At 67.2% G+C, this 24315-nt stretch carries 20 protein-coding genes; 7 read left to right on the plus strand and 13 right to left on the minus strand.

From position 1 onward, the window contains the following. Window positions 1-147 precede the first annotated feature (147 nt). On the plus strand, window positions 148-1029 hold the full coding sequence (locus ACIBH4_RS07900) for an alpha/beta hydrolase (RefSeq protein WP_362502390.1): 882 nt from the start codon (window positions 148-150) through the stop codon (window positions 1027-1029). Here the strand turns inward: ACIBH4_RS07900 and fxsT are convergent, their stop codons facing one another. The 4 genes from fxsT to fxsA all read right to left on the minus strand — a co-directional run bounded on the left by fxsT (window position 1030) and on the right by fxsA (window position 9050). After that, the gene (fxsT, locus tag ACIBH4_RS07905) at window positions 1030-4950 is read right to left on the minus strand and encodes an FxSxx-COOH system tetratricopeptide repeat protein (protein ID WP_362763203.1); all 3921 of its coding nucleotides are present in this window, start codon (window positions 4948-4950) and stop codon (window positions 1030-1032) included. Then, a complete protein-coding gene (locus ACIBH4_RS07910) occupies window positions 4943-6220 on the minus strand; it encodes a TIR-like protein FxsC (RefSeq protein WP_362502396.1) in 1278 nt (425 codons plus the stop codon). Before ACIBH4_RS07910 ends, fxsT begins: the two co-directional genes overlap by 8 nt. A gap of 267 nt (window positions 6221-6487) precedes the next feature. Next, window positions 6488-8839, minus strand: a complete 2352-nt coding sequence (locus ACIBH4_RS07915; RefSeq protein ID WP_362502398.1) for an FxsB family cyclophane-forming radical SAM/SPASM peptide maturase — start codon at window positions 8837-8839, stop codon at window positions 6488-6490. A gap of 25 nt (window positions 8840-8864) precedes the next feature. Beyond that, window positions 8865-9050, minus strand: coding sequence for an FxSxx-COOH cyclophane-containing RiPP peptide (gene fxsA, locus ACIBH4_RS07920; protein ID WP_362502401.1), 186 nt, complete (start codon window positions 9048-9050; stop codon window positions 8865-8867). 789 nt (window positions 9051-9839) lie between these two features. Between fxsA and ACIBH4_RS07925 the strand changes: the two genes are divergently transcribed. Then, complete coding sequence (locus ACIBH4_RS07925) at window positions 9840-10340, plus strand: hypothetical protein (protein ID WP_362502404.1); 501 nt, start codon at window positions 9840-9842, stop codon at window positions 10338-10340. After that, window positions 10318-11220, plus strand: a complete 903-nt coding sequence (locus ACIBH4_RS07930) for a DUF4231 domain-containing protein (protein ID WP_362502407.1) — start codon at window positions 10318-10320, stop codon at window positions 11218-11220. The genes ACIBH4_RS07925 and ACIBH4_RS07930 overlap by 23 nt, the downstream gene beginning before the upstream one ends. Before the next feature lie 117 nt (window positions 11221-11337). On the opposite strand, the gene ACIBH4_RS07935 is transcribed toward ACIBH4_RS07930, so the two are convergent. The 3 genes from ACIBH4_RS07935 to ACIBH4_RS07945 are packed head-to-tail and all read right to left on the minus strand — an operon-like array spanning window position 11338 to window position 12228. Beyond that, complete coding sequence (locus tag ACIBH4_RS07935) at window positions 11338-11565, minus strand: hypothetical protein (RefSeq protein ID WP_362502410.1); 228 nt, start codon at window positions 11563-11565, stop codon at window positions 11338-11340. Between the two features lies 1 nt (window position 11566). Beyond that, complete coding sequence (locus ACIBH4_RS07940) at window positions 11567-11767, minus strand: hypothetical protein (RefSeq protein ID WP_362502413.1); 201 nt, start codon at window positions 11765-11767, stop codon at window positions 11567-11569. Further along, window positions 11755-12228, minus strand: a complete 474-nt coding sequence (locus ACIBH4_RS07945) for an extracellular solute-binding protein (protein WP_362502416.1) — start codon at window positions 12226-12228, stop codon at window positions 11755-11757. Before ACIBH4_RS07945 ends, ACIBH4_RS07940 begins: the two co-directional genes overlap by 13 nt. Window positions 12229-12522: 294 nt before the next feature. Here ACIBH4_RS07945 and ACIBH4_RS07950 point away from each other — a divergent pair, with 294 nt between their 5' ends. Both ACIBH4_RS07950 and ACIBH4_RS07955 read left to right on the plus strand, forming a co-directional pair. Continuing rightward, on the plus strand, window positions 12523-13362 hold the full coding sequence (locus ACIBH4_RS07950) for a DeoR/GlpR family DNA-binding transcription regulator (protein ID WP_362502419.1): 840 nt from the start codon (window positions 12523-12525) through the stop codon (window positions 13360-13362). A gap of 273 nt (window positions 13363-13635) precedes the next feature. After that, complete coding sequence (locus ACIBH4_RS07955; RefSeq protein ID WP_362502422.1) at window positions 13636-13980, plus strand: hypothetical protein; 345 nt, start codon at window positions 13636-13638, stop codon at window positions 13978-13980. A gap of 160 nt (window positions 13981-14140) precedes the next feature. Here the strand turns inward: ACIBH4_RS07955 and ACIBH4_RS07960 are convergent, their stop codons facing one another. The 3 genes from ACIBH4_RS07960 to ACIBH4_RS07970 all read right to left on the minus strand — a co-directional run bounded on the left by ACIBH4_RS07960 (window position 14141) and on the right by ACIBH4_RS07970 (window position 19026). Then, window positions 14141-15382 carry a glycosyltransferase gene (locus ACIBH4_RS07960; protein ID WP_362502425.1) on the minus strand — a complete coding sequence of 414 codons (1242 nt, stop codon included), beginning with the start codon at window positions 15380-15382 and terminating at the stop codon, window positions 14141-14143. Between the two features lie 336 nt (window positions 15383-15718). Continuing rightward, window positions 15719-16132, minus strand: a complete 414-nt coding sequence (locus ACIBH4_RS07965; RefSeq protein WP_362502428.1) for a YchJ family metal-binding protein — start codon at window positions 16130-16132, stop codon at window positions 15719-15721. 230 nt (window positions 16133-16362) lie between these two features. Next, window positions 16363-19026: an RICIN domain-containing protein gene (locus ACIBH4_RS07970; RefSeq protein WP_362763199.1), complete on the minus strand. Its 2664-nt coding sequence runs from the start codon at window positions 19024-19026 to the stop codon at window positions 16363-16365. 607 nt (window positions 19027-19633) lie between these two features. Here ACIBH4_RS07970 and ACIBH4_RS07975 point away from each other — a divergent pair. Further along, window positions 19634-20251, plus strand: a complete 618-nt coding sequence (locus ACIBH4_RS07975) for an IS3 family transposase (protein ID WP_362502437.1) — start codon at window positions 19634-19636, stop codon at window positions 20249-20251. Between the two features lie 42 nt (window positions 20252-20293). Here ACIBH4_RS07975 and ACIBH4_RS07980 read toward each other — a convergent pair whose 3' ends face one another. Then, a complete protein-coding gene (locus tag ACIBH4_RS07980; RefSeq protein ID WP_362502440.1) occupies window positions 20294-21457 on the minus strand; it encodes an acyl-CoA dehydrogenase family protein in 1164 nt (387 codons plus the stop codon). Between the two features lie 162 nt (window positions 21458-21619). Here ACIBH4_RS07980 and ACIBH4_RS07985 point away from each other — a divergent pair, with 162 nt between their 5' ends. Then, window positions 21620-22921: a UDP-glucose/GDP-mannose dehydrogenase family protein gene (locus ACIBH4_RS07985; protein ID WP_362503905.1), complete on the plus strand. Its 1302-nt coding sequence runs from the start codon at window positions 21620-21622 to the stop codon at window positions 22919-22921. Between the two features lie 787 nt (window positions 22922-23708). Here ACIBH4_RS07985 and ACIBH4_RS07990 read toward each other — a convergent pair. Beyond that, complete coding sequence (locus tag ACIBH4_RS07990; protein ID WP_350946427.1) at window positions 23709-23945, minus strand: DUF397 domain-containing protein; 237 nt, start codon at window positions 23943-23945, stop codon at window positions 23709-23711. Window positions 23946-24168: 223 nt separating this feature from the next. Next, window positions 24169-24294 (minus strand): hypothetical protein, encoded by a 126-nt coding sequence (locus ACIBH4_RS07995; RefSeq protein WP_362502443.1) that lies wholly within the window; start codon window positions 24292-24294, stop codon window positions 24169-24171. Window positions 24295-24315: the final 21 nt, after the last annotated feature.

Raw genomic sequence — 24315 nt, forward strand, 5'->3', positions numbered from 1 at the left:
AACAGCGTGACCAGGTGTGGCTCTCCGTCGCGAAAATGACACTTTTCTGTCATGCCGTATCGGGGCAAGGTGAAAGGGGGGCATGTCGGCCAGAGGAGGCGAGCTTTGACGAGGGCCGTGAAAACGACCGACACCACGAAGCTCGCAGTGAAAGACAGCAGACAGCTCACGTTCGACGGCAGGCGCCTCACGTTCGAGGAGCGAGGTAAACCCGAGGGAATCCCGATCTTCATGCTGCACGGCACGCCGGGAAGCCGGGTCGGCCCGCGCCCTCGTGGATCCGTCCTGTACCGGCTGGGAATACGACTGATCACCTTCGACCGGCCGGGCTACGGCGGCTCCACCCGGCTGCAGGGGCGCTCGGTCGGCTCCGTGGCGGGCGATGTCGAGAGGATCGCGAACCACCTCGGGATCGAACGGTTCGCCGTGATAGGCCGGTCCGGAGGAGGGCCCCACGCACTGGCGTGCGCCGCGCTCCTGCCGGGCCGCGTCACCCGCGTCGCGGCCCTGGTGAGCCTCGCACCGCCCGGCGCGGAGGGGCTGGACTGGTTCGGCGGCATGACACGGTCGAACGTCGTGGAGTACATGGCGGCCCTCGCGGGCCTCAACCACCTGACCCAGATCCTGACACCGGCCGCGCACGCCATCCGCAGCGACCCGGCCCACCTCATCAGCGGCCTGTACGAGGAACTGTCCGAGGCCGACCGGCGGGTGGTGGCCAATCCCGGTATCCGGGCGATGCTGCTGGAGAACTACGCGGAGGCCCTGCGCGACACCGCCGCCGGGTGGATCGACGACGCGATCGCCTTCTGCTCCCCGTGGGGTTTCGATCCGGCCGACATCACCGTCCCGACCCTGGTGTGGCACGGTGAGAAGGACAGGTTCTCCCCGGCCGACCACTCGCGCTGGCTCGCCTCACGTATCCCCACGGCCCGGATGACCGTCCAGCCCGGAGCCGCGCACTTCGGTGCCCTGAACGTGCTGCCCGACATACTCCCCTGGCTCGCCAACCAGGAGCGGATCATCTGATCACCAGGGCTGTGGTTCGAGATCGCGGTTCACCCGGCGCCACGCCGCGAGGTCGGCCACGTAGGGATGATCGTCACCCAGCACGCGCCGCATCGCGTTCAGCACCCGCTCGCGGATCTGCTTGGCCTCGGCCGTACGCCCTCCGGTGTTGAGCGTCACCGCCAGGTTCGCCTCGCAGACGAGGACGTCCGGATGCTCCGCGTGCAGGACGGCGCGCAGGTTTTCGAGGGTCTGCCGCTCCAACGCCTCCGCTGCGGGCAGGTCACCGAGCTCCGCCAGGCAGCCGGCCGTGCCGATGGCGCAGACCAGGGTCGAGGGATGGGTGGCGCCCATCCTCGCAGAGAGAGCGAGGAGCGTCCGCTCCGCGAGTTCCTTCGCCTCCCGGAAGGCACCGAGCTCCCGCAGGTAGATCGCCACGTTGTTCGCGGCCGTCAGGGTGTACGGGTGATCCTCTCCGTGCACGCGCGAGAAGTGACCCATGGTGTCGGCGGCGAGCTCGTGGGCGCGCTCCACCTCCTGGGTGACGGCGAGGCAGGAGGCGAGCTCCAGGCTCGCGACGAGGGTGTCGGTCATGGTCGCGCCGTACCGCGCCACATACCGGGCGAAGGTCTCCTCCGCCTGCCGGCGGGCCTCGGACTCCCATCCGGCCCTGCGCAGGGCGGTGGCGAGCCCGTTGGCGGTTCGGAGGGTGTCAGGCCAGTCGTCCCCCAGCACATGGCGGTACTGCTCCAGGTTGACTCGCATCATCTCCAGGCACTCGCGGAAGTTCCCGAGTTCACGCAGGTCGCGGGCGAGACTGGCGGCCGAGTAGAGGGTGTAGGGATGAGTGTCGCCGAGCACCACCTTGCGGCGGTCCGTCGTCTCCTGGTCGAGGTCGCGCGCCCGCGAGAAGTGACCGGCCAGCCTGAGGCTGGCCCCCAGGTTGTGGGCGGCCATCAGGGTGCGGCGATGGTCGACGCCGAAGAGTTCCTTGAGACGGTCGTAGGTCTCGACGTCCATCTCCAGCGCCTGCCGGAACTCCCCCAGTGCCCGGAGGTCGGCCGCGAGCCCGCCGGCCGTCATCAGCGTGTACACGTGGTAGTTGCCGAGCTCGCGGCGCTGCTGGGTGAGGACCTCGGTGTCGACGGTGTGCGCCTCGCCGTAGCGGCCCTGGGAGCGCAGCGTGTTGGCCATGTGGAAACGGAGGTGCACGGTCTGCCTGTCCCCCCTGCCGAGCTTCTCGTTCCACTGCCTTTCGAGCTGTGAGCCGAGCTGGAGACTCGCGTCGAGCTCGCCGCGCTTCCACAGGTAGCGAACGCGGTCGATCAGCAGCCGCCGGGTCTCCTCCTCGTCACAGGTGGCGGCGGAGGAGGGCACGAGGTGCGGCCAGATCTCCTCGTAGCGGGGCCAGTTCTCCGGGTCGTCGGTGTCACCGACCCTGGGCCGGGCCGCCACCAGGACCCGGTGCACGTCGTGGACGGTGTCCTCAAGCTCGTCGGCGGTGAGCCGGCTGCGGACCACCGCCTGGATGAGCCGGTGGACCTGGATGGAGTTGTCCGCCTGGTCGACCTTGGCCAGCGCGTAACGACCGAGTTGCAGGATGACGGGGCCGAGCATGAGCTTCTCGCGCACCGCGTCGTCGAGCGGCGCCAGGCAGTCGACCATGGCGTCGCAGTACAGCATGTCGAGGGAGATCGGCTCCGGCGCGAAGAACGCGAGCAGTTCGAGCAGCCGGACCGAGGCGGGCGAGCGCTCCCTGAGCCGGTCGAACGACAGGTTCCAGGTCGCCACGACCGGAACGGGATAGTCGCTCCGCGGCTCGGCGAGGGCCAGCACCTCGGTCAGCCGCTCCTCGAGCTGCTCGACGTACTGTCTCGCGGGCATGCCCGTCTGCTCCAGCCAGGCGCCGGCCTGCTCGATGGCGAGCGGAAGATCCCCGAGTGCCCGCGCGACCCTGTCGGCGTCCTCGGGCGCGAGTCCCGGTGCCCGGCGCAGCAGGTGCTCGACGCTCTCCTGGCGGGTGAAGACGTCGACCTCCAGCGGCTCCGCCATGCGCGACCAGTCCGTGTTGCGCGAGGTGATGAGAACGTGTCCCGCGCCGCTGGGGAGGAAACGTTCGAGATCCCGGGGGTTGTCGGCGTTGTCGAAGATCAGGAGCCAGTTCTCGTAGGGATCTCCCCGGCGCAGCGCCTCCCTGGCGGCCTGCGCCGCCTCGGCGACGTTGTCGCCGACGCGCAGCCTCAGGAGCGGCGCGAGCTCGGCCATCACCGGGTTGATCTGGTCGAGATGCTCGGCCGGGATCCACCAGACGACGTCGTAGTCGGCCATGAAGCGGTGGGCGTACTCCAGCGCCACCTGGGTCTTGCCGACACCGCCGAGGCCGTACACGGCCTGGGGCAGGACGACCGTCCTGCTGCTCCCGACGATCTGGTCCCTGAGCCGTTCCAGGACGGCGTTGCGCCCGGTGAACGTCGCGTTCCTGGTGGGCAGGTTCCAGACCGGGGGGCGCGTGCCGGGAAAGCGCGGGCTGATCGGCCCCGCGTCGTCCGAACCCTCGACCGGCTGGGCCGGCCTGCCCACCACGCGGAGCAGGGCCTCCGTGGCCTGGGACTCGTCGAGCCGCATCAGATCGACGCTGCTCCGCTCGCTGAAGGGCGGAACGAGTCGTATATCGGTCACCCGGACCGGGATCAGCCAGTCACGAACCGTCGGATCGATCCCCCCTGGGGCCTCGGCGACGGCTTGCGCCTCTTTCGAGCGCAGGTAGGCGGTGGAGAGCACCGCGACGACGCGGGAGGCATAGGGGTTCCTCTCCCGCTCGTGAGCGTCGTCTGACGTGAGGAGGCCCTGGCGCACCCGGAAGCCGGCTCGGGTGAGGGTGACCCCGATCCACTCCGCCCACAGGCGGTCCTCGGGGACATAGCTGAGTGTGACGACCGTCGGGACGCCGAGCGCCTTCCCACGCAGGAACCTGTCCCTGACGCGCAGCCGGAGCTCCTCGTCCATGGGAGGCAGGGACCGGACCTCCCCTCCGCTGATCACTGTGACGAGCCGTTCGAAGGCGGCCAGGAGGGAGGTGGGCGATCCGGGGGCGTCACCGAACGCCGCCAGTGTCTCCTCGAACCCGTAGAAGGGCTTGTAGGGGATCTCCACCTCGCCCCAGTAGGCGCGCAGTTCCTCGATGTCCATGGAGGCCGGGAACCGGTCGAACTGGCGGCGGGCGAATGCCCGTCCCGCCTCCAGCCTCTCCTTCTCGCTCTCGTCGATCCGCATCGGCACCGGCAGAATCCGGATGCCGCGTTCGTGGTAGCGCTCATCGATGTGGTGGGCGATCGCCGAGGCGCCCTCGACCCCCTGGTTGCTGAGGGTGAAACAGACCACGAGGGTGTCGGGAAAGTGCACGGTGCAGATATCGGCCATGTCGTTGAGACCGGTCCGGCTGTCGATGAGGATGTAGTCGTAGTTGCGCTTCATGTCGGCGCGCATCGCGTCGAAGAACGTGCCGCCCTTGAGCTTGTCGTAGAAGTCGTCCCAGTCGAACGTCGACACCAGGGAGGCGTAGTCACGGTTCTGGCGGCCGGCGGAGAGGAAGTCGAGGCCGCCCTCTCCCGGGAACCCGTTCCAGTCCAGCGAGACCGCGTGCCGCAGCACCTTCGCGTAGTCGAGATGCCAGGGGCCCTGCCGGGGCTGCTGGCTCCTGGCCGCCAGGGCGTACTCGTTGGTCATCTCGATCACACCCGGCGTCGAGCCGATCGTCACCCTGTCGAGAAAAGGCCGGAAGAACTTGTGCAGCCCCGGAGACTCCAGGTCCCAGTCGACGACCAGTACCCGCTTGCCGTTGGCCGCGAGGATCCAGGCGGTGTTGGCGAGGGCCATGGTGCGCCCGGTGCCGCCCTTGTACGAGTAAAAGGTGACGACGTGACCCTCGGGGGCGTCACTCATGGCGTTCCTCCGCGTCATTGGCGTCAGGCGAGGACTGGGGCCCCTGCAGCCGCGGGCGCTCGATCGAGGGTTGCCCCTCGGGGGGATGCGCCGGGGCGTGCCGCAGGTACTGCGTGGCGGTCGAACGGGCCGTCTCAGCCACGGCCCTGTTGAACTCGCCGAGCGAGGAGACGACGGTGACCGCGGACTGCGTGATGCGTCCCGTGGCCATCTTTCTTGGCAGACTCCCCTCCAGAAGCCCTCTCAGCCGCGCCTCCGCCTGAGCGGTCTCGGGGTCGGCGCGGTTCATCACCAGTATCACCGCGACCCACTGCTCGCTGGATTCGTCCAGCCACCGCAGCGACCGCAGCAGTTTCGCCGAGTCCGCGGCCCAGATGTCGAGCAACACGACGCACGGACACTGCTGCGCGTCCTTCGCCGTATCGGGCGACTCCGCGAGCTGACCGGGCTCGGGAAGGTATCCGAGCCGGTGGAGGATGCTCTGGGCGTGCTCGATCAGCGGTATCTCGAGTGCGGGCTCGAAGGGATTCCATTTCAGCGGGGTCGCCGGCTGGAGAGCCCGCCTCCGCCCTCCGGGCGGATCGGGGGAATCGGGGGACACGACGGTGACACGGATGCGTCGGCCGTTGGGACGATGGGTCCGGTAATGCCCGAAGGCGCTCTCCACGGAGTGGTAGTCGGGCGGTTCCGTCCGCACCAGCTTGGCGTTTTCCCCCGCGTCGACGATCCGCCGCGCCAGTTGGTAAACCGCCAGCTCATAGGCCGAGTGAAAACGCCGGAGCTTCATGATTCCGTAGAAACCGTGTTCTTCGTATTTGGAGGTGGGATCCGAATTCCCCACCTGGATGTCACGGATCGCCTCAGGAAGATCTTCCATGGCGAACGGCACCCAGATGGCGGGGACGATCACCTCGATCTTGCCGAGGCCGAGCTCCTCATGCAGTGCGACCCGTCGCGAGAATGCGGCCCACTCCCTGCCGCACTGTTCACTTTCGAAATAGCGCCGAGAGTACAGCGGAACGAAGACCCTGCAGGTCGCGATGGCCCTGGCCAGCATATCGGGCCAGACGCTCCCCGCACGAAGATTCCGATCTATGAAACCTGGACTGGCGCCGTGCCGCAGGCCACTCAATTGCATGACGTCCTTGCACAGATCGTCGAACAGCCTCTTCACCCACTGATCGGGGTCACTGGGATCACTTAAGTCGTGCTTCGGCGTGTGCGCATAACTGAGAAAGAAGTAGGGACCGGCTCGTGGATCGTCCAGCACGAGCAGTCACACCTCCCGGCGAGCACTTGACGCCTTGAGTATAGGGTGGCGTGTCGAGGTGGCAAATACCATCACATTGCGGAGAGTACACATCAGACTTTATCTGCGTACCCGTGTTCATAAAAAGCGGTCGAAACAACCGCCGCGCCTCGGCGACCGGTCGGCGAGTACCGGTACCGGACCATGAACGATCAGCCGGACAAGGCGAAAAGGTTCGGTCGACGACATCGCCGGAATGGTCGTGCGGCACTTCCCGCCCGTTTCGGGTCATCCCCGAAGCGGCGCGCTCCGGTTCCATGTCTCCCGATGGGCCTCGGCCCTGCGCCGGGCCTCGCTCTCCGCGCCGGCGCTGACCGGTTCGTCGAGCCAGCGGCCGACGCTCTCGGTCATCGCGTTCACGAACTTCCTGCCGGTCTCGGTGAGCGCACCGGAGTCGTTCAGCGTCTTCAGCGCCTGCGCCGTCCGACCTCGCCAGTGGGCGAACTGGATCGCGGCCTTCTCGGCCGCCACCCCCTCGTCGAGGGTGCGCCGCACCCGCCAGAAGTCCGCGACGGCGACGTGGGCGTACGTGCCCTGCAACAGCCCCTCCAGCGGCCGGGGGTCGTCACGCCAGGGGGCGTAGTAGAGCGAGGTGTCCGCGACGTCGTACAGATCGAGCATGTCCAGCACCGCACCCAGCTTGACGTGCTGGAACTCGTGGATCAGCAGGAGCGCCAGCGTCACGGCGTCGGAGGGCGCCGCCACCGCGACGGCGCCGAAGGCCTGACGCGCGGCGGAGCTGATCTGCCTTCCGTCGTCACGGGGCACCAGCGGGATGATCGTGGTCAGCCCGGCGGCCAGGGCCGGGGCGTAGGCGGGGTGATCGCCGACGATCACCCTCCAGGCGTCGCGGAGGAGCTCGCTCCACCGCTCCAGTTCGGCCTCGCCCAGCCGGTCGGCGACGGGCCACTGATGACAGTCACGATAGGGGTCGACGTCGTCCAGGACGACGGACAGGTCACCGAAGACCAGCCTGCGCACCGGCGACCAGCCGGGGACCGGCTCCGTCGCGCCGAGATCGACCCGCTGGACGCGCCCGCCCGCCTCTGCGGCGAACCAGCCGTCACCCGTCGTGACGGTCACCGTGCCCGCCGGGCCGACGTCCAGCCTGCCCAGCCCCGGCAGGTGAAGCGCGTCGTCGGGGACGGGCACCCGGAGGGAGTCCTTGATCCCGGCACGCAGGGCCGCGGCCACCGCGATCGCGGGAAGATGGGTGTCGTCGGCGCCGCCGGTCAGGCACAGGACGGCCCAGACCCGCACGTAGGGATGAGCCAGGACGGCGTTGAGCGCCTCCGGAGACTCCTGGTCGACGAGCGTGAGCAGCCGCCATGCCTCAGGCGAGGTGGCGACGGCGCCGACTCTGCCGAGAAGGGCGCGACGCAGGCTTCGCTGGACCGCCTCCAGCGCGAGGATCGCGTCACCCTCCCCGTAACCGGTGGCCAGCGCGGCGATGTCCGCGACCGGGAACGTGTGATGGGCGAAGCCGCTGACCGCCTCGTTGACATGCGTTATCAGGCGCAGCAGGTCCGCGCAGTAGACGCTGGGATTGTCGAAGGCCGATCCCGTGCGGTAACGGTGGGTGTAGAGGCCCCCGCCACAGGTCTCGACCACCGGGCAGGCCCGGCACTGGGCGGACAGACCGGCCGGCCCGGACCGCCGGTCACCGAAACCCGGGTGGCGGGCCACCTCGTCCAGGCAGTGGTCGCGGACGCTCATCCCCGTGGCCGGGGCGCCGTCGTACGCCGTCTTCAGGGAGTCGACCTGCTCGTACGAGCCGTCGGTCTCGATGACGACCAGATCGCTCGGCTGCAGGCCGAGCGACTCGGTGAGACTGCTCCTGTTGTCACGGATCCGGAGCACGGAGTCGAAGATCCGGACGGACATGGGCCTTCCGTCGGTCATCCACCGGTCGAAGATCTTGATCAGCCAGTCGCCGTGAGCCCCCTCGACCGACGGCGGCCGGTCCCATGTCGCGTGGGGAAGCAGGAAGTCGATGTGCGGTGGTTCGAGATCGGCGAGCGCCTCGTAGACCAGCACGGGGTCGTTCGCGACGTCCACGGTGCACAGCAGCCCCGCGTACAGCTCTGGGTGGCGGCGGAGCAACTCGACGGCGCGGATCACCTTGTCGTAACTGCTGCGGCCGTCCGCGTATCTCCGGTGGCGGTCGTTGGCGACGCGATCACCGTCGAGGGAGATGCCCACCTTGATGCCGCGCTCGGCGAAGAGGGCGCAGAACTTCTCGTCCAGCAGGACACCGTTCGTGTGGATGCGCAGATCGACCGCGCAGACCCCCCCGAGCGCCCCCAGGAGCTCGTCGGCGACCCTGGCCAGCCTGTCGCGTCCCGCCAGCAGCGGCTCGCCGCCGTGCAGGACCACGTGGATCTCCGGGAGCTCGTGACGCCTAGCGTGCTCGGCGATTCTGCTCGCCGACCACGCGATCGTCTCGTCGGACATCACGACGGGCCGGCCGCGCCAGCTCTGGTCCGCGTGCTCGTAGACATAACAGTGATCGCATGCGAGATCGCACCTGCTCGCGACCTTGAGCACGAACTGGCGGAACGGAGTGGCGAATGGTTTCAAGGTGACCGGTCGTTCGGACGGCGACTCAGATGGATGAATTGAAAGCCGCGGTGGCGACGCGCCGCTCAAGCGGCTCCGGAACGACGCGCCTCAAAACCTCGGCGTCGACGCAGGAGGCGACGCGGGAAAGAGGAAGGTCCCCCAGGTCGGGCATATCGGTTGGGACCGACGACTCGGCGCCCTCACGATTGTTTTTCTTCACGTCGGCCACCAATTTTAGGATTAGATTCACATAAACAGCGGGGGTCGTCAAAAGATTGCGAACACACAGGGCGACAAGACGGAAACCCTCCGTGCGCGACCTTAGGTGAACCATACCCCCGAGGTTAGGTCCCACACGAAGAGCGTCGCCTCGCGAGGGTACACATTTATACCGGATCGGGACATGGCTTGGTCAGCAGGTGGTGAAGGCTTTCCCTCAGGACACCTCCACGAACCGACTATTTCATCCCCGTTATAGTTAGATCATATCTACAGTCGCCTTTCGCAACAAAACATATACACAGGTCATACGTGGCAAAAATTAAGTGAGATGGGGTATTTATAGTCATAAGTGAGGTATATTTGCTTATGTCCCCATTTGTCGCTCATCCCAGGCCGGCCCACCCTGGCTGTGACGACCCGGACATCCCCGGGCGGCCGACCGGGGGCCCTCGACGGCCCGCCTCGCCCTTCGCGCGCGAAAGAATGAAACTCGAGTATCACGTGGGCCACCGCGCCCCTCAACGACAAAATAGAAACACGCCATACGTGCAAAAATCATGAAACGCGGCCCTGTTAACGTTTTAGGTTATCTGATTCAAACGATAACAGTGGCCCGGAAGCCTGATCGACTTTCTCCGTAGATTCCGTGGACCGAATTCCACTTCACATTACTTGACGGACGACAGAAACAGATCGAAGATGCATCAAGAAGGGGAAAGGCACGATTCGTAGTCACCGGCTGCGCCAGCAAGGTACCGGAGGAAACGTAATCAGGCAGGAAAGGCACCCCCGCATCGTGATCACGGGACATCGCGATCTCACTCCACCCACGACGAGGCTCGTCGAAAAAGCGATCAGACGGTTCCTCGCGCCCCACGCCCCCGAGATGGTGGGAGTCTCCTGCCTCGCCGAGGGCGCGGACCAGGTCTTCGCCGACGTGGTACTCGAACTGGGCGGGCTCCTCGAAGTGATCGTCGTCGCCGAGCAGCACCACCTGACGCTCCCCCCTCCGCACCGGGCGTCCTACGGACGTCTGCTCAGCCGGGCCGGGACGATCAGGCGACTCCCGTTCTCCTTTCCCTCGCCCGAGATCTACGCGTACGCGAACAGGGAACTGCTGGAAGGGGCGGATCTGATGGTGGCCGTATGGGACGGTCGTCCGGAAAACGGAATCGGGGGGACAGCGGAGGCCGTACGGGAAGCACGAAACCGGATGATCGAGGTGCAGGTGCTGTGGCCGTCGGGCGCGGCGCGGACGAGCGTGGGTGTCTCCCATGACAACCAGCCCACCCCATGAGATGAAGGCGATCCCCGAGTCCCAACTGCCGGCGCTCTACCGCGCGGCCGACAGGGGCGCCGTGGTCGGGCAGCGAAGGCTGATGAGGGCCACCGTCCTGCGCCTGGGCTCGCTGGTCGCGGCGGCCACGTTCGGCTCCTTCAGCCTGAACAGCGGGAGGCTGGACATCGCGGCGGTCCTGTCCGCGACGGCCCTGGCGACGGCGCTGGTGACAGATGTCTATCTCCTCACCATGCGCCCCGATCGCCAGTGGCACGAGGCCAGGACGACCGCGGAGTCCGCCAAGACTCTGGCGTGGCGTTACCTGGTGGGCGGGGAGCCTTTCGGCCTCCACGAGGACGAGGAGAAGACGGACCGACTGCTGCACGACAGGTATTCCGAGATCACGAACGGCATCCACGAGTTCGCCCCGGTTCCGCCGGACGACGGTGCCGCCCAGGTGACTGAGACGATGCGCGCCGTCCGAGCCCTGCCCCTGGACGAACGCAGGCGCCACTATGCCGTCGGCCGCATCCACGACCAGCGGTCGTGGTACACCGCCAAAGCCATCCACCACGACAACCGGGCGGCGCGCTGGTCGGTGACCCTGGCCGCGATGGAGGCTCTCGGCCTGGTCGGCGCGGTGTTGAACGCGGGGCAGGTCATCGACCTGGATCTCCCCGGGATCATCGCCGCGGCCGCGGCCGCGGGGGTCGCGTGGCTGCAGACCAGGCAGCACCAGAATCTGGCCGCCTCCTACTCCGTCACAGCCCTGGAACTCGGGGACATCGCGTCGAGACTGGATCGGCCCAGCACGGAGCAGGAGTGGGCGCGCTTCGTCGAGGAGACGGAGAAGGTCCTTTCCCGCGAGCAGATGCTGTGGTGGAACTCCCACAACTGACCGGCTCGCCTGGCCGTCCTCACCCACAGGTTCTCGGTGAGCGCCTCTGCCCGGCGACCTGAGGACAGCTCGTTCACGGTCTGGAAGAAGGTGCCGGGACGCTCCTGCCGGTCTAGATCACCGTCCGGAAGGACCTACGGGACGAGCGGTGGGCGCCGACATGTGGATCACCTCGACCTGACCGTCCAGGAGGAGCGGGCCGGCCGCGTACGGAACCAGCAACGTGTCCCCCCTCCTGAGCGAGTCGTAGTCGGCGACCAATCGCTCCAGGACGCCGGCGGTGAGCGTCAACTCGTAGTCGACGCAACCGCCGAGGCCGAGAACAACACGGGAGGCGTCGGCCATGTCAGTAGAGCGAGCCCTTGCCGGCGGCGCCGAACAGGTCGAGCTTGTGGGCGGCGACCACCTTCATCGCCTCGACGCACGCGGGCTGGATGCCGATCGGCACCGTGCGCATGTCGTTGGTGCGGGTCAGCGTGAGCGCGAACAGATACTCGTTCCACGAGATCATGAACGTGTAGATCCCGACCGCGATCAGACCGGGCACCGAGAGTTGCCGGGGAAGCCGTTCGCGATCGTGCTTAGTTTCGCGTTCGTCTCCTGGCTCATCAGGTAGGACACGAACTTGAACGCCTCGGCCTTGTGCCCGGTGGAGTCTGAGATGCCGATGCCCCACGACGCGTAGGGGATACCGCGCTTGCCGGTGTAGCCGTCCTCGGCGGGCAGGGCCGCGATCTCGAACTTCAGGTCCGGCTTGTTCTTCTTGATCAGGTTGATGTGCGCGAGCGAGTCGATCACCATGCCGACCTGGCCGTTGGTGAACTTCTCGACCTTGTCCTGCTCTTTCATGCCCCACCACTGCGCGAACTCCAGCGTCACGGTGCTGTCCGCACCGGCGTCAGCCGAGTCGCTTGTGCTGCCCGAGCCGCACGCCGCAACGAACGCGACCAGCGCGGCCGCTGTCACCGCCCCTGTCAGTCGCTTCAGCCGGGCTGCGCGAATCGTCACGGCCAGCTCCTTCCACATCTAGATCCTTCTGTTTTCTGCTGTGTGGCGGTCACGTTGGCAGCACATCACCGACATAAACAAGAGAAGAACCGCAGAAAACTGTGCATTATGGCAAATTATCGCACTGGGCGGCCGGGCTGGCGCTTCGGCCACCACCTTCGATCTGGAGAGGGGCAGGCAGAAGCAGGTCTTCGGGGACCCCGCCCACCCTTGCAGGTTTTCGCTGTTCTATGCTGCGATGCACGCGAGCGGGGTGCGTTTGTGGCATACTGCCGCACTACCGAAGGGAGATCAGTGAGCGGCGACAGGGACGATCGGCAGCGCCACCTACCTGCCGGACGCAAGGCCCAACTGGCCGCGTACGTCTCCGACACCGGGCAGGTCACCGTAGGCGAGCTGGCAGAGCGCTTCGGCGTCTCCATCGACACCGTGCGACGCGACCTGGACCAGCTGAGCGCCGACGGCATCCTCGTGCGCACGTACGGCGGCGCCGTCAGCCTGTCCACGATCTCCCGCATCGACCGCGCCGTCGACCAGCGACTCAACGAGCAGGAGAAGGAGAAGGAGAAGATCGCGGCACTGGCCGCGGCACTCGTCCAGGACGGCTCGACCATCATGATCAACGGTGGGACGACCACCCTCGCGTTCGCCCGCAGCCTGCGCCGGCACCGCGACCTCACGGTGGCGACGAACAACCTGCTGGTGCCGGGCGCGCTGCCGCCGACGGCGATCCGCGACATCTACATCTTCGGCGGTGCGGTGCGCTCGCTCACGCTCGCCACGATCGGCCCGGTCAGCTTCCGCACCAACACCGGCACCGAGCTGGACGTCAGCTGCGACCTGGCACTCATCGGCGTCGGCGCCGTCTCCGCGGACGCCGGCTACACGACGAGCAACCTCGCCGAGGCCGCGATGATGCAGGAGATGCTCGCGCGCGCGGCCCGCGTGGCGATCCTCGCCGACTCCTCCAAGTTCGGACGCCGGCTGTTCGCCCAGGTGTCGGAGCTCGGCGCCGCCGACTACCTCATCACCGACACCATGCCGCCGCCCGACCTGAGAGACGCCCTCGCCGCGAACGAGGTGGAGCTGATCACCCCTGCGGCTCCACCGAGACCACGAGAGGCCAGGGGCTAGCCCCGTCGCCCACACGTGGTCGCCTCTCGGCCGAGATCTCCGGACCTCATGCCGAGATCGGCGAGCCGGGTGGCGAGCGGCGGTGACGGGATCGTCGCCGGATCACCCGACGGGAGATCCGCCGATCGTCGACTCCCCCCATGGCTGAAGCCGAGGGCCCGCGCCCGAGGCCTTCGATCACCGCCGGTCGGCTATGGATATGCTGACCCGGCCGGACCGGGAGCATTGGCGCCTGATATCCGGCAAGCCCCCGCCGTTTTCAAGGAGTAACGAATGGCACGCCTGGTGTCCGCCGGTTGGACCGGAGTGATTCTCACCGCTCTCCTGCTGACCGGTTGCTCCTCCGAGCAGCTGGGCGATCGCGGCGGCAAGGAGAACGCAGCGCCGGACAAGGTCGGCGACGTCGACTACGTCGAGGTCTTCCGCAACGCCGACAACTTCCCCAACGTCGCCCGGATCTGCGTCGAGGGCCTCGCCTTCGCCAGCACGTCGAGCGGGGCACGCGGCGAGAGCGGTGTCGCCAACCCGGCGCTGCTCCGCGTCCCCGAATGGGACACCACGTGCGCCAAACACTCGAAAACCCCTCCGTCCCCGAAGACGAGTCCCTCTCCGGGCTGAGATTTTCTCCACGGGAATTCCGAGCGACTCTCACACGAAGAAGCCGTCCCGAGGTGTCTCTTCCTCGCGGAATCGTGTTCTCGGCACATGAGCGCAGGGTGCCGCGCCCGTATGGCCATGGCCACGGCCCGAAGGTGGCGGCTACCTGTGCCGGTGGGAGTCAGGCACCTGGAGATCCGCTCGGCTGAGGGCTTGGAAAGTCCGCGGCGATCAGCAGCCGCGCGGCCGTGTCCGCCCCGTCCGCGCGTATCGCGTCGGCGAGGGATCGGGCGCGGGCCGCCACGTCCGGTCGGAGGGTGCGACCGAGGGCCTCGGTCAGCGAACCAGTGGTCGGCGTGCCGGGCGAGTGCGCGGTTCCGACCCCGAGGTCGTCGACCCGCCGCGCCCAGTAGTGCTGATCGAACTGCTGGGGGATGACGACCTGGGGCGCCCCGGCTCGCGCGGCCGCGGTGGTGGTTCCCGCACCACCGTGGTGCACGACGGCGGCGACCCGCCGGAAGAGCGCCTGCTGGTTTACCTCCCCGATGGACAGGCAGTCCGGCTCGTCGTCCAGCGGTGCCAGGCCGGCCCACCCGCGCAGCACGACCGCGCGGCGCCCGAGCGCGCGGGCCGTCTCGACCATCGTCCTGCCGAGGTCCCGCGGGGCGCGAATGCTGCCGAAGCCGAAATAGACCGGCTGTTCACCGGCGTCGAGGAACGCCTCCAGCTCCGCGGAGAGCGGACGCTCGTCCGGCAGGATCCAGGCGCCCGTCTGGACCACCTCCGGGTCTCCCGGCCAGGGCCCCAGCACCGGATCGGCGGCCAACCAGGGCCTGCCGGTGAACACGTGGCCTCGCACGTCGTCGACGGGAGCCAGGCCGACCGACGCCCGATGGGAGTTGAGAGCGGCGCCGAAGATGTCGTTCCAGCGTCGCGCGTCCCGCTCCCAGAGCACGCGGTTACCGACCGTACCGTCCGTCGGCACGTCTCCTCGCATCGGCAGAGGCGGCGGCGCGTGATGGGGGGTAGGCAAGGCTACCGGGCAGTAACCGGCGAAGACATAGCGGATCCCCTTCCGTTCGGCCACCGAACGAGCGGCCACCACCAGGTACCCGCCCGTCACGATGACGTCGCAGCCCTCGGCCGCCGCCAGCAGCGTCTCGAACTGGTCGGCGATCGAAGCCTCCACCATCCGGCGCCGCTGCTCGGGCGAGGGCGGGGCCGCCGTCGAGTCGGCCTTCCCAGTCGAGCGCAACTCGGGGCCGAGGGGCGCGAACGGGATCCCGAGGCCGCCGATCCAGTCGCGGAAGTCGGGAGGCGCGCACACCTGGACCTCCTTCCCGAGTTCCCTCAACCGCACCGCCAGCGCCACCACCGGCTGGACGTCACCGCGCGACCCGATCGTCGACAGCAGAACACGCATCGAAACTCCCCTCCCGCGACAGCCTCGACCACGATCGGCCGAGGTGTGGTCAACGTGAGCCCGCACGGGCGTCCGTTCCCGTTCGCGATGTGCCGGTTCGGCTCACGGCTCCGAATTCTGGACCGTCCCCGGGGCCTTGCCGCAAGCCCTCCTGTCCGCTATACGTTGAAAGTGGCGGGGAGTCCGAGGACTTTCCGGCTCAAAGGGCTGTCCTATGAGGACCCTGCGTGAGCGCCGCGGCCACGACGGCCACGAAATGGTGAAAGCCGTTTCAGATCGGCCCGGAGTCGTCGGACGGTCTTTCTCGAAGCGCCTCGACCTTGGGGAACGAGGCTCTCAGAGCGCCCCGACGTATACCCAGTCTCCCCCGTGCCTGACGAAGCGGCTGTGCTCCTCCAGGTGGCCCTCCTCGCCGCGCTCGACGTAGTGGGCGCGGAAGCGGACGGTGCCCTCGGTGTGGAAGGCGCTGCCGCCGGTCGTCTCCGTCACCTCCAGTCGCGTCCACCGGAGCCCGCCACCGAGGTCGACGGCGGGCGGGCGCGTCGACGGGTGCCAGGTGCGCAGGAGATAGCCGGCGTCGCCGACGCTGAAGGCGCTGAACCTCGACCGCATCAGCGCCTCGGCCGTCGTCGCGGACGCCTCCCCGCGGTGCAACCGCCCGCAGCAGTCCCCGTACGGCGCGGGCAGCCCGCACGGGCACGAGGCGGTGGGCGCGAAACGGACTCGGGATCGTGGATCACGTCGTGGCACGCCCCCAGTATGCCCATGCCCTCCACCAGGCCCGTTCCCGGCGCCCACCTCGGCCCCGGAACCTGGCCGGATCCGTTCCGCGGATATGTCGTGTTCCGTTTCCCGGGCCCCGTCCCAGGGGCCACCTCGCCAGCGCAGCGTCGACCTCGGCCTCGGAGAAGATCCCGAACGTCGCCAAGGTGGGCCGCGGGCGGCGCGTACGACCGCCCGCGGCCCGGTGGGAGCTCACGTCAGTTGCGCAGGCTCCACTGCTGGTTCGTGCCGCCGTTGCACGCCCACAGAATCATCCTCGTACCGTTGGCGGTGCCGGCGCCGTTGGCGTCCAGGCACAACCCTGACTGCACACCGGTGATGGTGCCGTTGGAGTTGACGTTCCACTGCTGGTTGGTCTGTCCGTTGCAGTCCCAGATCACGACCTGAGTGCCGTTCGTGGTGCCCTGGCCGTAGGCGTCCAGGCACTTGTTGCCGAACACCTGCAGCTGCTTGCCCGACGTGTACGTCCACCGCTGACTGGTGCCGCCGTTGCAGTCCCACAGCTGCGCCTGAGCGCCGTTGGTCGCCGTGCCGCCGTTGATGTCCATGCATCGGCCCGACTGACCACCCACGATCGTGCCGTTCTGCTGGTTGCTCCCGCCGCTTCCCTGCCTGACGAGCGATTTCGACTCGGCCGATCGGTTCCCCTGGGCGTCCACGACGTAGAGCCGATATTCACCGTTCGACGTCGGAACGGCGATGGAGGTCGCGGTTCCGCTCGCCCTGGTCATCGTGTTCCCGGCGGCGAAGGACGTCGTGCCCAGGGGAGCCAGCCAGACCGACTTGCTCGCGTCGCCGGCGCTGCGGATGGGAATCGATGTCGCACCGGCGCTGACGACGGTGCTGGCGGGCAGGACGTAATCCGGCAGAGAAAGATTGCTCTGCGGAATGATGTTCCTGTACGCATCCTCAAGTCCGGAATTCACCGCGATGCCATAGGCCTGCGACGGCCAGACATAGTCGGAGGACACGAGGATGTCGTGGACCGTACTGTTCGGCAGGTTCTTGTTGGAGACCTTGTTGATGGGGCCGTACGTCTGCGTGATGCTCAGATCGTGCTTGCGCCCGAAGTCGTCGGAGTTGATGAGCCACGTGATGTTCTTGTCCACGCTCAGGAGGTTGTCGCGGAAAACCATGTTCCCCGAGCCCTCGTCCGGGTGGAGTCCGTACCTGTGGCCGGACGGGACGCCCTGCATGTAGTTGTTGGTGATCGTGGTCCCCGGCTGGTTGCCCAGCGTGTAGACGGGAGCCGTGTCGCTCAGCCGCTGCACCGTGTCGATGAAGTGGTTGTAGCTGATGGTGTTGTTCTTCGCCGTGGTGGTCGGCCGGTTGGGCGCGATCGAGCCTGACGATCCGTCGAAGTTCCACCATCCCCAGCCGAGCGTCACACCGGACCACGGGGTCTTCTCGATGCGGTTGCGCTGGATGGACAGACCGTCGGCGAAGTACGCCGAGATGGGGCTGTGCCCGTTGAACAAAACGGCGCTGTCGTAGATGTAGTTGTTCTTGATCTCGATGTTCTTGGGCGCGCCTTCGACCTGGGCGGGATACTTCTCGCGGTTCGTCGAGGTGTGGTCCCCGATGTAGACATGCTGGGGATGGCCCACGGCGATGGCGGATCCGGCGATGTCGTTCGTGTAGTTTCCGATCAGCTTCGTGTTCACCACGTCGTTGACCATGTTGATTCCGTCGACACCGGTGTGCTGCACCCGGTTGTTCTGCAGGACGAGCCCGTCGGCGTTCTCGATCTGGATGATGCCGGGCGCCATGTCGACGTTGCGGTAGTAGTAGACGTGGAAGTTCTGCCTGGCGTACGCCTGCGCGCCGAGGTTGCCCTGCTGGGCCTGCTTGAGCACCGAGCCGGCCACGTTGAACAGGTTCCAGTCGGAGTGCTGGACCGTGAGGCCGGAGAAGGTGATGTTCCGGGCGCGACTGCTCGTGGAGGTGCCGGCGACCCTGAGGAGGGTGGACACGTTGTTCGGCGCGAAAACCGTCGCGGTGGACATGTTCTCGGAGCTCGCCTTGTAGTAGTAGAGCGTCCGGCTCGTCTTGTCGAAGAAGAACTCGCCCGGCGCGTCCAGGAACTCGTAGGCGTTCATGACCTTGTGGCTGCCGTTGATCTGGGCGTTGCCGTTGAAGGCGCCCTGGGCGATGGCCGCTCCCGGCTGCTGAAACTGGACTATACGGTTCGCCCCGTCAGAGGTGACCTGCCGGGCTCCCACGATGGCCGTGGTCCAGGTCGTCCCCGTCTCGATCTCGATGTCGTCCTGATTGCCGGCGATGGCGGGAAAATCATTCAGGTTGTACTTCGCTCCCGCGCACTGCGAACCCGACTCCCACGCCCAGGACGCCTGCCCCGCCGTGATGCTGTAGGTGCCGTAGCATCCCGCGGAGTTCATCGTCTTCGAAGCCATGAACGCTCGCTTGTCGTTGACGTAGAGCGCGCGAAGCTTGTTGCTGCGATTCAGCGGGGCTTTCCAGATGTTGCCGCTGTGCTGCGTCCATCCGGTCACCTGAACGCCTCCGCTGAGGATCGGCGTCTCGTTCTGGTACGCGGCGTATATGACCCGGTAACCATTCGTGCCGGAGTCGGCCGGCGTGAAGTCGACGGTGCTGCCGATCGAGTAGTCGCCCCCGCGGAGATACACGTAGATGTCGTCCGTCATGTTGGCGTTCACCGTGCGAACGACGTCCCTGGCGCGCTGCAGGGTTCTGAACGGCGACGTGATCGTTCCGGGGTTGGCGTCGTTACCGTCGGGGGCGACGTAGTAGGTCGCCTGGGCCGCCGCCGAGGCGGAGGTATTACCCGCGAAGGTCGGCAGCAACGCGGCGGCAACGAACACCGCGAGCGCTGCTAACACCTTCCCGGTGGTGGACGAGGCTGACTTCACGCTCTGTTCCTTTCGCTGATTCCGAGCAGAGTGGTCGCCGCGTGATCACCCGTCGCCGTAGAACTCATCGGGGTGTGCCGTCGCGCGGATGTGACGCCTGTCTTGCGGTTGAGGGCATCGATCGGAGGGCCGTGCAGCTTTCCGGCCCGAGGGGTCGGCCCACCCTCACGTCATGCGCGGCGATCGCCGGCAGAGCGTGGGACTCGGCAGGCTCGTCGTCGGTGAGGCCGAATGTCCTTGTCGCGGGATGAGCGGTGCCCACCGTCTCGTGGCACCGAGCATTCGCCCCAGGCGGCTCACGGGCTCTCCGGTACGCGAAGGACGATCTCGTCGGCGCCGAAGGAACCCTGATCGCCCGCCCCGGCGCCGCGCTGACGAGGGTCATCGCCGCCGGGGCGCGAGAGGTCTTCTCATAGCGCGCCCCAAGAATCCGTGGCAGACACAGCGTTACTGTTTCGTAACGTATGACGTATGCCGACTGATGTCTGGGTGTAATGTCCCATTAACAGGGATGTCTCGCAATAGTCCATGGAGTGGGTGAGGCGCGCCTTTCTCCACTCCTGCGCCACGACGTCAGATGATCTTCCGTGACACACTGGACTTCTCGTGGGGCGCGGCAGGGGCCCGTCGCTCATGCGCACGGTGCGACCCGGCGGACAGTGGGTCCGATCTTGCAGGTCAGGGGCCGGTGTCTCCGTCGTCGCGCCGGTCGCCGACGGCTAGGCGCAGTCCTCCACACGGCACTCGTGACGCCCCGGATCCCTGCCGGATCAGCCCGTGCTCCGGGCAGATCGAGGAAGGAAATCGCTTACGTCGGCGATCGCGAATCACCGTCGCCGATGTAACTTTCATCGGCGACGGGAAAGTCAGTGGCGGTGGAGGTGGAACGCTGAAGGTCGAGTTCGTGCATCGGCACCGGTTCCGCACTCGGGCCGGGGCACGGCTGAGGATCGCGACCTGGATCGCGGACTTCTACAACACGCGTAGACGGCACAGCGCCAACGACGGGCTACCGCCGGTCGCATTCGAGCGTCAGGTGATCGAGAAGAGGCAAGCGTCATCGGCCCTGGTGAGAGCCGCTGTGGCATATCACAGAGGCAATGAATATGAACCTGTTCCGTCCCTGCATCGTGTCTCACGGAACAGGGACGGAACGGGGCCGCTCGGGAGATCATCCGGAGGTCGCGAAGACTGACGGACGATTCCACGAAGGAGAGAGCTTCTCCTGCTCAGGGACCTACTTCAGCAACTGCCGGGCCATCACCATGCGCTGGATCTGGTTGGTGCCCTCGTAGATCTGGGTGATCTTCGCGTCGCGCATCATGCGCTCGACCGGGTAGTCGCTGGTGTAGCCGTACCCGCCCAGGAGCTGGACCGCGTCGGTGGTGATCTCCATCGCGGCGTCGGAGGCGGCGCACTTGGCGGCGCTGGAGAGGAAGGTGAGGTCCTTCTGCGGTTCGCCGTGCATGGCGAGTTCCGACTTGGCGGCGGCGGCGTAGGTGAGCTGGCGTGCGGCCTCCAGCTTCATCGCCATGTCGGCGACCATGAACTGCACGCCCTGGAAGTCGGCGACGGCCTTACCGAACTGCCTGCGCTCCTTGACGTAGCCGATCGCGTAGTCCAGCGCGCCCTGGGCGATGCCGAGCGCCTGGGCGGCGATGGTGACACGGGTGTGGTCCAGGGTGGCGAGGGCGGTCTTGAAGCCGGTGCCCGGCTCGCCGATCATCCGGGACGCGGGGATCCGCACGTTCTCCAGGATGACCTGGCGGGTCGGGGAGCCCTTGATGCCGAGCTTGCGCTCCTTCGCGCCGAAGCTGACGCCTTCGTCGCCCTTCTCCACGACGAACGCGGAGATGCCCTTCGCCCCGATGCCCGGCTCGGTGACGGCCATCACCGTGTAGTACTCCGACACCCCGGCGTTGGTGATCCACATCTTGGCGCCGTTGAGCACGTAGTGGTCGCCGTCGAGGACCGCGCGGGTCTTCATGGCGGCGGCGTCGCTGCCCGCCTCGGCCTCCGAGAGGGCGTACGAGAACATCGCGTCACCCCGCGCGACCGGCGTGAGATAGTCCCGCTTGAGCTCCTCGGAGGCCGCGAGCATCAGCGGAACGGTGCCGAGCTTGTTGACGGCGGGGATCAGCGAGGACGAGGCGCAGGCTCGCGCCACCTCTTCGATGACGATCACCGCCGCGAGGGCGTCGGCACCGGCGCCCCCGTATTCCTCGGGGATATGCACGGCGTGCAGGTCCGCCGCGACGAGCGCCTTGTAGACGTCCCAGGGAAACTCCCCGGTCTCGTCGGCCTCGGCGGCGCGAGGGGCGATCTTCTCGTCGGCGAGGGCGCGGACCGTCTCGCGGAGCATCTCGTGCTCCTCGGGCAGTGCGTAGAGAGGATAGCTCATGGGAAAATACTAGGACGTCCAACAAAACATGGAGCGCTCCACCCCATGTGGTATGCCCTGCGGCGTTTGCGCAGGTGGCAAAGTAGAACCACAAGTTGCCGATACCCTGTCGGCAAAGAATTGGGCAGAACGAAGGGAGCACCAGTGGCCTACCGCCTCACGATGGTGGGAACCGGATATCTCGGTGCGACGACTTCCGCGTGCATGGCCGAGTTGGGCTTCGAAGTCCTCAGCCTCGACGTTGACGCGGAGAAGATCGACCGCCTGCGGGCCGGCGATCTGCCCATCTACGAACCGGGCCTGCAGGAGATCCTGCGGCGCAACCTGGCCAACGGCCGATTGCGCTTCACCACCTCGTACGAGGAGGCCGCGGCCTTCGGCGATGTGCACTTTCTGTGTCTGGGCACGCCACAGAAGCCGGGAGAGTACGCCGCGGACGTGTCCTACCTGGACGCCGCGATCGAGTCGCTCGCCCCCCACCTGGACCGCGAATGCCTGATCGTCGGCAAGTCGACCGTCCCGGTCGGCACCGCGCAGCGCCTCGCCGACAAGCTGGCCCGGCTCGCCCCCATCGGCGCGGGCGCCGAGCTCGCGTGGAACCCCGAGTTCCTCCGCGAGGGCTTCGCGGTGAAGGACACCCTCCACCCCGACAGGATCGTGCTCGGTGTCGCCTCCGACAGGGCCGAGAAGGTCATGCGGGAGGTGTACGCCTCCATGCTGGAGATGGGCACCCCGATGGTGATCACCGACTACCCCACGGCAGAGCTGGTCAAGGTGGCAGCCAACGCCTTCCTCGCCACGAAGATCTCCTTCATCAACGCGATGGCCGAGGTCTGCGAGGCCGCCCACGCCGATGTCAAGCAGCTCTCCCTCGCGCTGTCCTTCGACGACCGCATCGGCGGCAAGTTCCTCAACCCCGGCCTCGGCTTCGGCGGCGGCTGCCTGCCCAAGGACATCCGCGCCTTCATGGCCCGGGCCGGTGAGCTCGGCGCCGACCAGGCACTGACCTTCCTGCGGGAGGTCGACGCGATCAACATGCGCCGCCGCGCCCGCATGGTCGACCTCGCCCGCGAGCTGGCCGGAGGCTCCTTCCGCGGCTGTACGGTCGCGGTGCTCGGCGCCGCGTTCAAGCCCAACTCCGACGACATCCGCGACTCGCCCGCCCTGGACGTCGCCGTCAAGATCAGCGAGCAGGGGGGCCGGGTCACCGTCTACGATCCCGTCGCCCAGGAGAACGCCCGCAAGGCCCACCCCGGACTCTCCTACGGCGCCTCGGCCCTGGACGCGGCCAAGGACGCCCACGTCGTGCTGCTGCTGACCGAGTGGCGGGAGTTCGTCGCGATGGATCCCGAGGAGCTGGGTTCCGTGGTGGCCTCCCGCAAGATCGTCGATGGTCGTAACGCCCTCGACGCCGAGACCTGGCGGGCCTCCGGCTGGCACTACCGCGCTCTGGGCCGTCCCTGAGCACAGCGCGTCATCCCGCGCAGCCGCCCTTTTCCGCCCCTCCCCTCGTCAGGGTCGTCCCGAGGCGACCCTGACGACACGGCCGGGCGTTCATCCCTTTGCCGCGTGTCTCCCGGGTCGGGGCGTGTCACCCTGAAGCGCCCCCGCCAGGACGGCGTGGACGTCGCGAGGTCCGCTCACCCGGCAGGCGGAGCGGACACGACGGCGGGTTCCCGGCCTGTGCCGGAAACCGGCCGGATGGGCGTCGACTTCTCGGATATCGCGTCGGTCACCACTGTCTCTCGGGTCACCAGTTCCAACTGTCCCAGTGATACCTACGACGCCAGTGCCTGCGGCGACGGCGGCGGTGATGGTGGTAGTGCCAGTGCGGGTCGTGAGCCGGCCAAGCGCCCCCCGGAAACATCGTGATACCCATCAGGACACCTCTCTCGTAGTAATCCCTTGGACATGACAATTACTACGATATTCGGCATTTCATAGCGAGAAACACCAAGTTGCCTCCAAGTTATTCATACAACGCTTTTGGCGGCCATTACCGCGAAGCCGCTCGCATCACAGCAGGGTGAGTCGCCCCACAAAACCACCTTTCCCTTTTCTTTTGACAAAAGGGTTTTTACCCTCACGGGAAAGCGGTGGCCGAAGCGTGAACCCCGAGGGTGGCGCACCTTTCACCGGGTCGGCCCGGCAGGCGATCCGATCGCGACGACGAGGGCGAAGCCCTGGAAGCGCACAGCAAGAAGGCCCCCGTCACCGACGAGGACCTTTTGTCCGTCCCGATCCCGTCGGGTCAGTTGTCGAACTCGCCGAGTTTCACGCCCCCGACGAAAGCGTCCCACTCCGAACGGGTGAAGAACAGCTTCGGTCCGTCGGGATTCTTGGAATCGCGCAATACGTAAAGAGAACCCGACCCGGCCTTGTGGCCCTCCTCGGGAGCGTCGACAACGGCCACCTCGACGCAAGGACCGCTGTCATCCCCCTCCGGGGCCGCCTTGCGCCAGACGGCGTTGCTGAGGTCTGCTTCCACGTCGTCATCACCCTCGCTATGTCGGCGGTCGCCCAACGGGCGCGGTCATTCGCGCGGATCGCCCCCGCAACGCCGGCACGCCTCCGTCACGTCCCGAGGACGATCTCGGTGACGTGCCCTCCTGTGACGGCTCCGCGAACGGGTGGCGGGCTCCACGCACACAGTATCCGGGCCGTCCGAGACACCCGCAACGACGAAGAAAGCAAGCCGGAGCACCAGGAAGTCAGCGCGTCGAGACGGAACTCACGGCGGAGTCGGTGGTCTTCTGACTTTCACCCATGCCCAGGCTTCCGAACACCGCCAGCACGGCCACCGTGAGCCCGAGGACGGCGCGGATGGCGTTCCTCATGATCCCCACCTCCAAAATCCG

It is taken from the genome of Streptosporangium sp. NPDC050284 (assembly GCF_044459525.1).
Lineage (GTDB): Bacteria > Actinomycetota > Actinomycetes > Streptosporangiales > Streptosporangiaceae > Streptosporangium.

Coding starts and splice junctions, on each gene's coding strand:
- fxsT (WP_362763203.1), bottom strand. CDS start 4,950: ATGAGTGACGCCCCCGAGGGTCACGTCGTCACCTTTTACTCGTACAAG.
- ACIBH4_RS07930 (WP_362502407.1), top strand. CDS start 10,318: ATGACAACCAGCCCACCCCATGAGATGAAGGCGATCCCCGAGTCCCAA.
- ACIBH4_RS07935 (WP_362502410.1), bottom strand. CDS start 11,565: ATGGCCGACGCCTCCCGTGTTGTTCTCGGCCTCGGCGGTTGCGTCGAC.
- ACIBH4_RS07955 (WP_362502422.1), top strand. CDS start 13,636: ATGGCACGCCTGGTGTCCGCCGGTTGGACCGGAGTGATTCTCACCGCT.
- ACIBH4_RS07960 (WP_362502425.1), bottom strand. CDS start 15,382: ATGCGTGTTCTGCTGTCGACGATCGGGTCGCGCGGTGACGTCCAGCCG.
- ACIBH4_RS07975 (WP_362502437.1), top strand. CDS start 19,634: ATGATCTTCCGTGACACACTGGACTTCTCGTGGGGCGCGGCAGGGGCC.
- ACIBH4_RS07980 (WP_362502440.1), bottom strand. CDS start 21,457: ATGAGCTATCCTCTCTACGCACTGCCCGAGGAGCACGAGATGCTCCGC.
- ACIBH4_RS07985 (WP_362503905.1), top strand. CDS start 21,620: ATGGTGGGAACCGGATATCTCGGTGCGACGACTTCCGCGTGCATGGCC.
- ACIBH4_RS07995 (WP_362502443.1), bottom strand. CDS start 24,294: ATGAGGAACGCCATCCGCGCCGTCCTCGGGCTCACGGTGGCCGTGCTG.